The sequence below is a fragment of the Herminiimonas arsenitoxidans genome (assembly GCF_900130075.1).
Taxonomy (GTDB): Bacteria; Pseudomonadota; Gammaproteobacteria; order Burkholderiales; family Burkholderiaceae_D; genus Oxalicibacterium; species Oxalicibacterium arsenitoxidans.
In genome coordinates this window covers 3,717,112-3,729,667 of sequence record NZ_LT671418.1, presented here as the reverse complement: position 1 = coordinate 3,729,667, position 12,556 = coordinate 3,717,112, and the positions used below count along the sequence as shown (strand labels likewise).

The 12,556-nt window shown below is 50.2% G+C and carries 10 protein-coding genes; 5 read left to right on the top strand and 5 right to left on the bottom strand.

Annotated elements, in window-relative coordinates:
- Positions 1–74 precede the first annotated feature (74 nt).
- Positions 75–812, top strand: coding sequence for an SDR family NAD(P)-dependent oxidoreductase (locus BQ6873_RS17600; RefSeq protein WP_157889191.1), 738 nt, complete (start codon positions 75–77; stop codon positions 810–812).
- A 50-nt stretch (positions 813–862) separates the two neighbouring features.
- Here the strand turns inward: BQ6873_RS17600 and BQ6873_RS17595 are convergent, their stop codons facing one another.
- The 3 genes from BQ6873_RS17595 to chrA form a co-directional block, all read right to left on the bottom strand.
- A complete protein-coding gene (locus BQ6873_RS17595; RefSeq protein WP_076593821.1) occupies positions 863–2,317 on the bottom strand; it encodes a Ppx/GppA phosphatase family protein in 1,455 nt (484 codons plus the stop codon).
- 254 nt (positions 2,318–2,571) lie between these two features.
- Complete coding sequence (locus BQ6873_RS17590; RefSeq protein ID WP_076593820.1) at positions 2,572–3,822, bottom strand: Hsp70 family protein; 1,251 nt, start codon at positions 3,820–3,822, stop codon at positions 2,572–2,574.
- 120 nt (positions 3,823–3,942) lie between these two features.
- On the bottom strand, positions 3,943–5,142 hold the full coding sequence (gene chrA, locus BQ6873_RS17585) for a chromate efflux transporter (RefSeq protein WP_076593819.1): 1,200 nt from the start codon (positions 5,140–5,142) through the stop codon (positions 3,943–3,945).
- Between the two features lie 296 nt (positions 5,143–5,438).
- Between chrA and BQ6873_RS17580 the strand changes: the two genes are divergently transcribed.
- The 4 genes from BQ6873_RS17580 (at position 5,439) to BQ6873_RS17570 (ending at position 9,318) form a co-directional block, all read left to right on the top strand.
- Positions 5,439–5,768 carry a putative quinol monooxygenase gene (locus tag BQ6873_RS17580; RefSeq protein ID WP_076593818.1) on the top strand — a complete coding sequence of 110 codons (330 nt, stop codon included), beginning with the start codon at positions 5,439–5,441 and terminating at the stop codon, positions 5,766–5,768.
- A 58-nt stretch (positions 5,769–5,826) separates the two neighbouring features.
- A complete protein-coding gene (locus BQ6873_RS18090) occupies positions 5,827–5,997 on the top strand; it encodes a hypothetical protein (protein ID WP_157889190.1) in 171 nt (56 codons plus the stop codon).
- 185 nt (positions 5,998–6,182) lie between these two features.
- Positions 6,183–7,049 (top strand): MBL fold metallo-hydrolase, encoded by an 867-nt coding sequence (locus BQ6873_RS17575; protein ID WP_076593817.1) that lies wholly within the window; start codon positions 6,183–6,185, stop codon positions 7,047–7,049.
- Positions 7,050–7,218: 169 nt separating this feature from the next.
- A complete protein-coding gene (locus BQ6873_RS17570) occupies positions 7,219–9,318 on the top strand; it encodes a putative bifunctional diguanylate cyclase/phosphodiesterase (protein ID WP_076593816.1) in 2,100 nt (699 codons plus the stop codon).
- A gap of 34 nt (positions 9,319–9,352) precedes the next feature.
- Here the strand turns inward: BQ6873_RS17570 and rpiA are convergent, their stop codons facing one another.
- Positions 9,353–10,024: a ribose-5-phosphate isomerase RpiA gene (gene rpiA, locus BQ6873_RS17565; RefSeq protein WP_076593815.1), complete on the bottom strand. Its 672-nt coding sequence runs from the start codon at positions 10,022–10,024 to the stop codon at positions 9,353–9,355.
- Positions 10,025–10,126: 102 nt separating this feature from the next.
- On the bottom strand, positions 10,127–11,881 hold the full coding sequence (locus BQ6873_RS17560) for a cation:proton antiporter (protein ID WP_076593814.1): 1,755 nt from the start codon (positions 11,879–11,881) through the stop codon (positions 10,127–10,129).
- Between the last annotated feature and the right edge of the window lie 675 nt (positions 11,882–12,556).

Below are 12,556 nucleotides of genomic sequence, written 5' to 3'. Positions count from 1 at the left end.
TTGCATAAGGAGAGTTATCAGTTAATAACTAATGTATTATCAGTTATTAACTGATGGAAGTTTACAGCCTATGAGTGACAGTAAAAACAACAAAACAAAAAGGGAGTAAGAGCATCATGCGCAATGTTCTTGTCATTGGAGCATCAGGAGACGTAGGACGCGGGATTACCAGTGTTTTACTAGAAGCCGGATGGAACGTCATTGCCTCTGCTCGCACGTCATCCCGACTGGAAGAACTACGTGCGGCATTCGCGTCAAATCGTTTAAAGCTGATTCAAGGGGATATTTCTACGGAACAGGGAACGCGTCGACTTTGGCAGGATGCATCTGCAACAGTCGGCAGCATAAATGCCGTGATCGTTGCCGCGAGTGCTCCCGCAAGTGAGTGTCCACTATTTAGCTGGAATGAAGATGCGCTGCTTCAGCTCATGCGAGACAATGTCATCACCCACTTTAATGCAGCTAAATGTCTCATCCCAGAACTAATATCTGGAGGAACCTTCATCGGAATAGGTGGGGGTATGGCTGATTTTATAGCGCCTAATTCGGCTCATATCTCAATGTGCCAAGCATCGCTACGAATGATGTATCAGTCGCTCGATATGGAATGCAGGGGTAAGAATCTCATCATCAAAGAATTGATGATCATGTCTATGGTGAATGGCCACAGTCGCCAGCACATCGCAGAACCAAACTGGATAACAGACCTGGAAATAGGAAGGCACGTATTAGAAATACTGCAGTCGCCTCAGAACTTTCCCGATACCATTTTGAAATTAAAACCGAGTCGAAAAGCGAAAAATATCGCTTAAAGAGACGCTACGAGTATCGCACTAGAGTAGCTCACGACAGCTACGTTGACTCAGCTAGTCAATTTGATAGAAAAATCAATGCCAACTTCACTCCAGCATTCTTTTTCTTTATCCATCCAGTAAGAAACCGTCGGATGGCCAGTCACCCATTCCTTACCGATTTCCAGCTCTATCCGGTTTTTCATTTTCAGACGCACCTCGTCAATACCGATATTAAGACGCGCATGCATGAACATCACCGCCAAACGCAAAGCCAATACCGCCTTGGCAAAATTGGCGTCAGACAAACTGTCCGCCACTTTACGTAAATTGCCTTTTTGCGCCAATACCAGACGACTCATCACGCGTTGCTCACGCGTGGTAAAACCCGGTAAATCGGCATTCTCTATCATGTAAGCCGCATGCTTGTGATAGCCGCTATGCGACACCATCAAGCCGACTTCATGCAACAAGGCGCCCCAGTACAGCAGCTTGGCGTAAGTCTCATCGCTAGGCTTGAGCAAGGTCAAAATTGCGCTCGCTACTTGTGCCGCGCGTTCTGCACGCGCTTCATCCACTTTAAAACGCTGCAGAAAATCGCGTGCCGATTCGTCTCGGCGGTCGCGCTTGGTCGCACGCAAATGCAAATCCCACAGTACGCCCATGCGCAGGCCAGCTTCGATCGGTTTGACTTCCTTGATACCAAATTCCTGCATCAGCGCAATCAGTATGGCCAGACCGCTGGTAATGCTCGCAGCGCGATCGCTTTTCATTCCGATCAAATCGATCTTGCTCGCGTGACCAAACTGAATCAAACGACGTTTAAGCGCCTCCAGGCTTTTAAGCGTCAGCAAGCCATCACCCAAACCATTCTTGCCAACTGCATCGGCAATTGCACGCATGGTGCCAGACGAGCCATACGCATTCGACCACAAATCAGATTTGTATAAAGGCACAGCATCTTCAAAACGCGAACGAGCAGAAAGAATCGCTGCATCAAATGCAGCTGCCTCAATCACGCCATTGGGGAAGAACGTCAGACTTTGTGGCACGGTACCGATGCTGAACGATTCCACCTGCTCTATCTTCGGCCCCTTGCCCAGTATCAGCTCAGTCGAACCACCACCGATATCCAGCACCAGACGACGTTCATTTTGCGAGAGCGTACTGGCCACGCCCATATAAATCAGGCGGCCTTCTTCTTCGCCGGAAATGATCTCAATCGGATAGCCAATTGCGGCCTCAGCGGCAGGCAGAAAGACTGCGGCATTCTTCGCGATACGTATCGTATTGGTCGCCACCACGCGCACGGCGTTCAGCGGATAAGTACTTAAAATTGAATTGAAGCGCCCGAGCGATTCGATCGCGCTTTCCATTGCTGCTGCAGTGAGATTGCCTTTGCTGTCCAAGCCAGCACCAAGGCGTATCGGGTCGCGCGCGCTCTTGATGATGCGTATCGTGTCGCCATCATGGCGCCCGATATGCAGGCGAAAACTATTGGAGCCTAGATCTACTGCTGCAAACATTCCATCCTCTCGATCACGCACCAGTTTCGTAGCTTGAACTGTGCAGTGGCATCATGCGATTTCGCGTGAAAAGCTCGTGACGATAAGCCCGCATTATTACCGCGTCATGACAATTCTCACCTGCAAGATTGCCATCGCCCTTCGCATTTCCACGCACATAAAAAAATTGCGCATCGTAAATGCGCAAATTGTTTATACCATTTCCAAATACTGATCGACAAGAAAGATTTGAAGGTAGGAATGAATCTCCGGTTTTAACCGAATTTTCTGACTGCATCGAGCGCAAGTCCTGCGCCTATGCTGCCAAATAAGTCACCTTCCACACGCCGCGCTTCAGGCAACAGGGAACTGATTTTTTCACGCAACAAATTCACGCCACTCGATCCGCCGGTAAACACAACGGTATCCACATCACTGGCCTCGATACCCGCATCGTTAAGCAGACTAGCTACCGTGCCTTCGATAGTTGAAACCATCTTGCCAATTGCATCGTCAAACTCATCACGGCGCAAGGTCAAGGTCTGACGGGGAGATAGACGATCCAGCAACAGTTCTGTTTCCAGCTCTGACGACAATGCAATCTTGCCCTCTTCTGCCTTCAATGCCAGCCAGTGACCTGAGCGATTTTCAATCAAATCCAAAAGGCTATCGAGTTTGTCCTTTTCTCGGGCATCACGATAGATATCCTTGATCTGCAACCAGGTCTTCTGCGTATAAGCCAGGTTGATCGTGTGCCAGGTAGCAAGATTGAAGTAATAGCTGGATGGCACTTCCGCATTGTTATTCAAGCGACTGCCGAGGCCGAGCAAAGGCATGATGCTGGTCAAACTTAAATATTTATCGAAATCGGTACCGCCGATATGCACACCACCAGTCGCCAGAATGTCGTCGCGTCTATCGACTTTTTTCGCGCGCTCAGGTGACAGTCGTACCAGCGAAAAATCTGAAGTACCACCACCGATATCGGCGATTAATACCAGTTCTTCTTTTGTGATCTGCGATTCGTAATCGAAAGCTGCTGCAATCGGTTCAAATTGAAAATCAATGTCCTTGAAACCGACGGATTGCGCGATTTCATACAAGGTATCTTCAGCGAGAATATCGGCTTCTTCATTACCGTCGACAAAGAACACCGGACGGCCGAGAACAACACTGCTGAATTCACGCCCTGCCGCTTTTTCTGCGCGATGCTTCAACTCGCCGATAAATTGTGTCAGCAAGGTACGAAACGGCAAGGCCTTGCCCATCACCTCGGTCTGATCATCGATCAAGCTGGTGCCGAGCATGCTCTTCAACGAGCGCATCAAGCGACCTTCATAACCTTGCAGGTAATTGGTCAATGCAGCACGACCGTAATAGACCTGCTCTTCATCCGCATTGAAGAAAACAACGGACGGCAATGTAACTTTGCCATCTTCCAGTTGCAGTAATGCCGAGGTGCCGGGACGGCTCCAGCCGACTGTCGAATTCGACGTCCCAAAATCGACGCCGCACGCGTTTGTCATGGAAAAACCTCTGAAAATGAAATGGGCCACGATGATAAGTCATAGACCGCAGGATGTGTGTATTTTCTCGTCTGTACGCTGCAATACGATGTTGTCATACGCTCATTAAATATCAGCCTTTCAAGCAGCAATACTCAACAACCAGCCTATTGCACCGCAAGCAATGACGACCAACCAAGGCGGCAATTTCCAGAACATCAGAGCGACAAGTGCAACAAGTGCCAAACCGAAATCTGCCAGCGTGAATATCGCGCTGGTCCACACTGGTTGATACAACGCTGCCAGCAGCAAACCGACGACAGCAGCATTGACACCAGCGAACGCCGCCTGAATACGCACGCTGCTACGTAATTGTTCCCAGAAAGGCAACGCACCGGCCACTAGCAAAAACGACGGCACGAAAATGGCGAGCAAACACACAGCAGCACCGATCCAGCCATTAGGTGCCAGATTCATCGATGCACCAAGAAAAGCAGCGAAGGTAAACAATGGTCCCGGCACTGCCTGCGTCATGCCATAACCCGCCAGAAAAGTTTCATTTGATACCCAGCCATTCGGCACTGTCGCGGCTTGCAGCAAGGGCAAGACAACATGACCGCCACCAAAGACTAATGAACCTGCCCGGTAAAAAGCATTAATGATGGCCAATGTCTGATTGCTCCACACTTGCGCAGCTATAGGCAAGCCAATCAGCAAAACCAAAAAGGTAATAATTAGCGCTACACCCACGCGTCGACTGAGCGGAATTGAAAGTGGCTCATGCAGCAAGTCCTTAGCTGGTTTGAACAACAACAATCCCGTAAGGCCGGCAAGCACAATCACACCAATCTGGCTCCAGGCATTCGGCAACATGAGCACAATGGCTGCCGATATTAAGGCGATGAAAATTCTGGGAATATCGGTACACAGATTACGCGCCATGCCCCACACCGCTTGCGCGACAACAGCGACGGCCACCACTTTCAAACCGTGCAGTACACCGACGGGAAATGTACTGCCCAAGGCAGATAAGCCCAGCGCAAATAAAACCAGCAGCATCGCCGACGGCAAAGTGAATCCTGCCCAAGCGGCCAGCGCACCAGAAAACCCAGCACGCGACAAGCCAAGCGCCATGCCAACCTGGCTGCTGGCTGGACCTGGTAGAAATTGACACAAGGCGACCAGATCGGCGTAACTACGCTCACTGAGCCAACGCCTACGCGTGACAAATTCATCACGGAAGTAGCCCAGATGCGCGATAGGGCCGCCGAATGACGTCAGCCCCAAACGCAAAAAGATCAGAAACACCATCCAGGCGCGGCCAAAACTACTCTGCTCCATGTCACTTTCCGTGGGCAACATCTGTTGTTGCACTCAAAATATAAACAAACATACTAATCGAGTTTGCCTGAAGGACAATTTGTCCTGTCATGAAGAAGCCTCAAATACGATGCGCTGCAACTTGATAACGTCACTTTTCTGGAAACACATATCCATCAACAACTCACGGAACCAAATCGTGCGAAATAGCTCGCCTGTTCAAGAATCGATAATGAGGATTACAATCAATCGTCGTTCTCTACAACGCTGTCTGCACCACATGGGTACTCAATCGCCAACGATAAAGGAGACACATCATGGTTAACGTCGGATTGCAAGTTCGCCTGGAAGCAAAACCAGGCAAGGAAAAAGAGCTGGAAGAATTTCTGCGTGCTCAACTGCCTTATGCACTAGGTGAACCGGCAACAGTTGCCTGGTTTGCAATCAAATTGAATGCCAATACCTTCGGCATCTTCGACGCCTTCGTCAACGAATCGGGTCAGCAAGCGCATCTCGATGGCGCAATTGCCAAAGCATTAGGCGAAGTCGCTGCAGATTTGCTGGCAAAACCTCCCGTCATTGAAAAGCTGACCGTGCTAGTTGCCAAATTACCCGGCAGCGGTGAAGTGCCTGATTCTCTCGGCTGATTCTGGGTGCTGGCCCTTTACGTATCAGCATCGTAAAATACCGGCTTACGGAGGATTTATGAATACGAGTTGGGGTAGCGAAGAGGATATGGAAATCGATGACGAGCTGATGCCCGATATCGAACATCTGATCCCATCCAGACAGCGCAATAGCGGCGATATCGGTACGCTGGATTTCTACGACAGACAAGATCGCATGGCGCGAGAAATCGCCGACAAACCACGCTGATGCACAAGGCAGACTGTGGCACGCAATATAATGCGCGCCACAGTCCTGCCAACTCCACATCGAGGTTTATGACAGCCAACCTTCATCGATGATGAATGCTTCTCTTGTCATTCAAGTGTTGCCTTCTTGCGGCACACCGCACGCTACCGTCCCCATCACGCACAAGCTTAATCGAGGAATCGCCCATGCCACCTATCGTGCAACCGTTCTTTGATGCAGAAACAGGAACCGTCAGCTACGTGGTGTACGAAGCACGCGGATCAGCCTGCGCCATCATCGATTCGGTACTCGATTACGATCCCAAGTCAGGTCACACCAGCACTACCTCTGCCGACAAGCTGATCAACTTCATTCAAGAACAGAAACTGATCGTCGAATGGATATTGGAGACGCATGCACATGCAGACCATCTATCCGCTGCGCCTTATATCAAAAATCATTTAGGTGGCAAGATTGCCATCGGCCAGATGATCACCAAGGTACAACGCGTCTTTGATGACATCTTCAATCTGGAAGATTCATTCAAATTCGATGGTTCGCAATTCGATTACTTGTTTCATGAAGACGAAGAATTCCACATTGGCAATCTGACTGCCAAGGCGCTGTATGTGCCGGGCCATACGCCTGCCGATATGGCCTATCACATTGGCGACGCCATTTTTGTCGGTGATACCTTGTTCATGCCGGATGCCGGCACCGCACGCTGCGACTTCCCCGGTGGCGATGCACATACGATGTATCAATCAGTACAAAAAATCCTCAGCTTTCCCGACACAACACGCTTGTTCATGTGTCATGACTATCCGCCCAATGGCCGCGCTCCCGCTTGGGAAAGCACGGTCGCCCAACAGCGCACCACAAACATCCATATACGCAAAGACATAGACGAAGACGATTTCGTCGCCATGCGCACCGCACGCGATAAAACACTGGGCATGCCCACACTCATTTTGCCGGCAATTCAAATCAATATCCGCGCCGGCAATATGCCTCCAGCCGATGACAACGGTGTGCGCTATCTAAAAATCCCACTCAATACACTAGCAAGCTGACAACCTTTCCCTCATAGGGAATTGCACCACTCAGGTGCAAAAATAAGCAATTCAGATGGCACCATTATTGCTTCATGGAAAGTAGGCATTTGCCTGAGCGATACGCTTGCACCACCCAGAGGCTGGGAAAACTGGGTGACGTTCGTGATTTAAAATACTGCATCCAATCATGTTGCTCTCCATGCCATCCCATCCTGCCGATCCAACCTTGCAAGCGCGCTTGCTGGGTACCCTACTTGCCAATTTAGAAGGCATGGTCTATCGATGCCGCCTGGATGAACACTGGACCATGGAATTCGTCAGCGAAGGATGCTTGGCACTGACGGGTTATACCGAAGAAGATATTCTGTTCAACAGCCGCATCTCCTACGACCAGATCACACATCCGGATGACCGCCAGCATGTGCACGAGACCGTTCTGGAAGCAGTCAGAAATAACCGGCGCTTCGACATCGAATATCGCATCGTGCGTGCCGATGGCACGATTCGGCATGTCTGGGAACGTGGTACCAACATCACTCACGACAGTGAATCACGCGACATTCTGGAAGGTTTTATCCAGGACATAACCGAACGCAAGCAAGCGGATGAGGCCTTGCGCGAAGCAGAACGACGCTATCGCAGCATCTTTGAAAACGCGATCGAAGGCATTTATCAGTCAACCCCCAACGACGGTTATCTTGCGGTCAACCCTGCGCTCGCGCGCATGTATGGTTACGATACGCCGCAGGAGTTGATCTCCACACTGCGCGACATTGATCATCAGGTTTATGTCGATCCGCAACGCCGTACCGAATTCATGCGCCTGATGGCCAAGCATGGTGTTGTGACCAATTTTGAATCTCGCGTGCATAGACGCAATGGCGACGTGATCTGGATTTCAGAAAACGCCCGCGCCGTCCATAACAGCGCGGGTACCCTGCTCTTCTTTGAAGGCACGGTAGAAGCCATCACCGAGCGAAAACTGCATGAAGCGGAAATTCAATTCCAGGCAACACACGATGCACTCACCGGCCTACCAAATAGAACGCTGCTCTACGATCGCATGCAACAAGCGGTCTTGCATTCCGCGCGCTATGGCAATCTGACTGCAATTGCCTTCCTCGATCTGGATCAATTCAAATTCATCAATGACAGCCTTGGTCATCAAGTCGGTGATGAGTTATTGCGCATTACCGCACATCGCCTGACTTCCTGTCTGCGCGAAAGCGATACCGTGGCACGTCAAGGCGGCGATGAATTCGTCCTCTTGCTCACTGACCAGCCGAGTGAGGAAGCGATTTCGCACACCATGCAACGCGTGTTGCATGAAGTGGCGCAACCATGGAAAGCCAATGATCTGGAATTCCAAATTACTTGCAGCATAGGCGTCACACTCTGCCCCGACGATGGTCGCGATGTGGAGACACTGTTGAAGAATGCCGATTCCGCGATGTACAAGGCCAAGGATTTGGGCCGCAATAACTTCCAGTACTTCTCGGCAGAAATGAACAATTCCGTCACCGACAGGCTGGAATTACTAAACCACTTGCGCCAGGCCATTTCTAACGAAAACTTTGTATTGCACTACCAATCCAAAGTCAGCCTCGCCACACACAAAATCATCGGTGTAGAGGCTTTGATACGCTGGAACAGCGCACACTCCGGCATGATTTCGCCAGCCAGTTTTATTCCGCTAGCGGAAGAAACCGGCTTGATTATTCCATTAGGTGAATGGGTCTTGCGTACAGCCTGCCGCCAGAATCGCGCGTGGCAAAAAGCCGGCTATCCGCCAATTCCGATTTCGGTCAACCTGTCGCCACGCCAGCTAGCGCGAGGCGATATCGTTGAAATGGTGGAGCGCATCCTGACCGAAACCGATCTGGAACCGCAGTATCTGGAACTGGAAATTACAGAAAGCGTGATGACCACCGATGTCGAGAAATCGTTTGCCATGCTGACGCAGCTACGTGCGCTCGGCGTGAAAATTTCGCTGGATGATTTTGGTACCGGATATTCCAGCCTGAGTTATCTGAAACGCTTTCCGGTCGATACTTTGAAGATAGATCAATCCTTCGTGCGCGACATCGCAACCGATCAGGACAGCGCCGCCATCGTCAAAGCCATCATTTCACTGGGGCGGAATTTGAATCTGACCGTGCTGGCAGAAGGTATAGAAACCGAAGACCAATTCCAGTTCTTACTGGAAAACGGCTGTAACGAAGGTCAGGGATATTTGATGAGCAAGCCTATTCCGAACAAAAACTTTCTGGATTTGTTGAAGAAATAAGCTGCTCTGTTTGAATAAGCTGTTGTTGCTGCAATTAGAAGCTCAAGCGCTTCACACCATCGGCAGTTCCCAGCAAGCCAACATTCGCGCCACGTCGTGCAAACAAGCCCACCGTCACTACGCCGACGATATCGTTGATCTGCGCTTCAAGCTCTGCGGGATTCTGTATCTGCAAACCCAGCACATCAATGATGTAACAGCCGTTATCAGTCACCACTGGCTTGCCATCCTTCACACGCAAGCGCGGCTCACCACCGAGCGCAGCCAGTTTACGCGCAACAACTGCTTGTGCCATCGGAATCACTTCTACCGGCAACGGGAAGTTACCCAGCTTATCCACCAGCTTGGAACCATCAGCGATACAAACAAATTGTTTGGCAACTGAAGCAACGATTTTTTCGCGTGTCAATGCCGCACCGCCGCCCTTGACCATCGCACCATCTGATGTAATTTCATCCGCGCCATCGATATATACCGACATCGAGTCGATATCGTTCAAATCAAAAATGGTAATGCCATGCGCACGCAAACGCTCTGCCGTCGCCTCGGACGATGCAACCGCACCCTTGATGCGATCCTTGATCTTGCCCAACTCGTCTATGAAGAAATTGGCCGTAGAACCCGTGCCGACGCCGATAATTTCGCCTGTCACTACATAATCGATGGCAGCGCGGGCGACTGCTTGCTTCATTTCGTCTTGGGTCATGGCTATACACAGAAAAAGGAATTTGGAAGTCCGCTATTTTAACGGATGCCCGCATCAGCATCCCGTCTACACGGTAAAAATGACTATATCGTTGCCTTCATATCAAGCTTTTTCGTCCACATGCTCTTCCAAGGTCTCGAAAAGCGCGATTTGCAAGCTGGAATGCCAGCGTACAAAAGTCTTCCACAGTACAGCCGTCAATATCGCGGCTGCAACCAGCAGTACGATCAGCACATTGGTCGGCGGCAGTATGCTCGCGCTCAATAAGCCTATCAAAAGAAGAATCCCAATTATCGATAGCGCCGGAATCACCTCGGCAATCACGCGACGCAAGCCATGTACAAACTTGCCGCCATCGCCAATGATGATCTCCGCCAGCAGCAAGCTCAATGCATTCAATTTGCGATAAGTCGCAATCAAGAACGGTAAAGAAACGGCTAATGCACCGCCAAATACAATGGCTTTTTGAATATGTTCATCAGCAATCGATGAAGCCAGACTTTTTTCAATCGCCCCAAAGATATAAATCCCAGCCAGAAAGACCGCAGCCGTCATCGCGCAATTGACGATTACTTGCGCCACTATGCGCATCACTATCTTGGCCAGCATCGCGCGGTCGCCTTCAAGTTGATTGCTTTGCAGCCACGACGTATAACGATTGGCGACGCGACTGATATTACTCGGCATGGCCGATGCCGCACGCTGCGATAAAGGATCAGCCAGCTTGATTAAATACGGCGTCAACAAGGTCGTCACAGCCGAGACCGCCACGACTATCGGATACAGGAAATCGCTGGTGACCTGCAAGGTCAAACCAAGCGATGCAATGATGAAAGAGAACTCTCCAATCTGCGACAAACCCATACCAACACGCAGCGAAGTCTTGCCATCGTTACCGGCAACAAAGGTACCGAGTCCGCAGGCAAATACCTTACCGAGGACAACCGCGACCGTGATCAAGGCAATCGGCAATGCATACGTTACCAACACAGTAGGATTGAACAACAAACCCACACCGACGAAGAACAAGGCACTGAACATATCGCGGATAGGTGCAATCAAGCGCTCAATCAAATGCAACTGCCGCGCCTCTGCCATGATCGCGCCTATCATGAAGGCACCCAACGCAATGCTGTATTCCAATTGCAAAACCAGCAGACAGAAACCGAAACACAAACCCAGCACCGTGATCAGGAAAACTTCATTACTCTTGAACTTCGCTACATAAGCCAACAAGCGCGGCACCATCAACAAGCCCAGCACCAGTGCCACGATCATGAAAAGTGATAGCTTGCCGACAGTAACGAACACGTCGCCGGCATCGACCGAACCATTCATTGCGATACCAGACAACAGCGCAATCATGCCGATGGCCAGAATGTCTTCCACGATCAGAATGCCAAAAATAAGCTGAGCAAAACGCTCATTCTTCATTCCCAACTCATCCAGCGCCTTGACGATAATCGTCGTCGAAGAAATCGCCAGCATCGCACCAAGGAACAGCGAATCCATCGTATTCCATTTGAAGTACTGCCCGATTTCATAACCTATCCAGGTCATCAGAACGATTTCCCCAAATGCCGCGATGAAAGCAGTCACACCGACGCTACTCAGTTTTTTCAGATTGAATTCAAGGCCAAGAGAAAACATCAAGAACACGACACCAAGCTCAGCCACGATCTTGATCGTCCTGTCGTCGTGAATCAGTTCAAAAGGTGGTGTATGCGGGCCTATGATCACGCCAGCAAGAATGTAGCCAAGGACGACAGGCTGTTTGAAATGATGGAACAAAATCGTGACTATGCCGGCGATCAGCATGATCACTGCCAGATCCTGAATGAATTCAGCTCCATGCATAGGGTGGCCCCGGATTGTTTTTATTGACGACGGATGGGCGTGGAACGTACAGCTGATGGTTAAACCTTACACATAGATGAAAGATGTGTCTATGCTGGATTTTAGGGAGATTTTCTTCTTTTTATTGCTGATGCTGTTCTCTCTCCTTGGAGAGTTGGATTGCCGGGGGTAGCCCGGCAGCTACTCACTTTTCTTACTTCGCCAAGAAAAGTAAGCAAAAGAAGGCGACCGCGAAGCCGCTGCCCGCTAAAGCGGGTACCCAAGGCAAGCCATCATCAGTCGAGGGCGCAAACCAACTCGCTACGCTCAAACATGTTTGCGCCCGTACTCCGCCAGACGATGGCTTGTCTTGGCAACGTCACATGCGGAACGACAACAGCCTTGTAAATTCAAACTAGATAGATGACTCAAAGAGGCTGTAGAAGTAAGTCCGCTCTGACGCTGCCGTTTGTGTGGGGCAGAAAATGGATAAAGAAGTGAACGTTGTCTGAGCGTTAGCGAGTTTCGTTCACTTCCCATTTTTTGTTCTGCGCAAACGGGAACCCGAAGGGCAGCGGCTCCGCGGTCGCCTTTCTTTGCTTACTTTCTTTGGCGAAGCAAAGAAAGTGAGTAGCCGCCGGGCTACCCCCGGCATGCTGAGCCAACTCGAAGAAAGAACCACATCAACAAAAACAA

Bases quoted from the DNA above. Each gene is read 5' to 3' on its own strand.
- chrA (WP_076593819.1), bottom strand. From the start codon at position 5,142: ATGGAGCAGAGTAGTTTTGGCCGCGCCTGGATGGTGTTTCTGATCTTT.
- BQ6873_RS17590 (WP_076593820.1), bottom strand. From the start codon at position 3,822: ATGACAAACGCGTGCGGCGTCGATTTTGGGACGTCGAATTCGACAGTC.
- BQ6873_RS17580 (WP_076593818.1), top strand. From the start codon at position 5,439: ATGGTTAACGTCGGATTGCAAGTTCGCCTGGAAGCAAAACCAGGCAAG.
- BQ6873_RS18090 (WP_157889190.1), top strand. From the start codon at position 5,827: ATGAATACGAGTTGGGGTAGCGAAGAGGATATGGAAATCGATGACGAG.
- BQ6873_RS17595 (WP_076593821.1), bottom strand. From the start codon at position 2,317: ATGTTTGCAGCAGTAGATCTAGGCTCCAATAGTTTTCGCCTGCATATC.
- BQ6873_RS17575 (WP_076593817.1), top strand. From the start codon at position 6,183: ATGCCACCTATCGTGCAACCGTTCTTTGATGCAGAAACAGGAACCGTC.
- rpiA (WP_076593815.1), bottom strand. From the start codon at position 10,024: ATGACCCAAGACGAAATGAAGCAAGCAGTCGCCCGCGCTGCCATCGAT.
- BQ6873_RS17570 (WP_076593816.1), top strand. From the start codon at position 7,219: ATGTTGCTCTCCATGCCATCCCATCCTGCCGATCCAACCTTGCAAGCG.
- BQ6873_RS17560 (WP_076593814.1), bottom strand. From the start codon at position 11,881: ATGCATGGAGCTGAATTCATTCAGGATCTGGCAGTGATCATGCTGATC.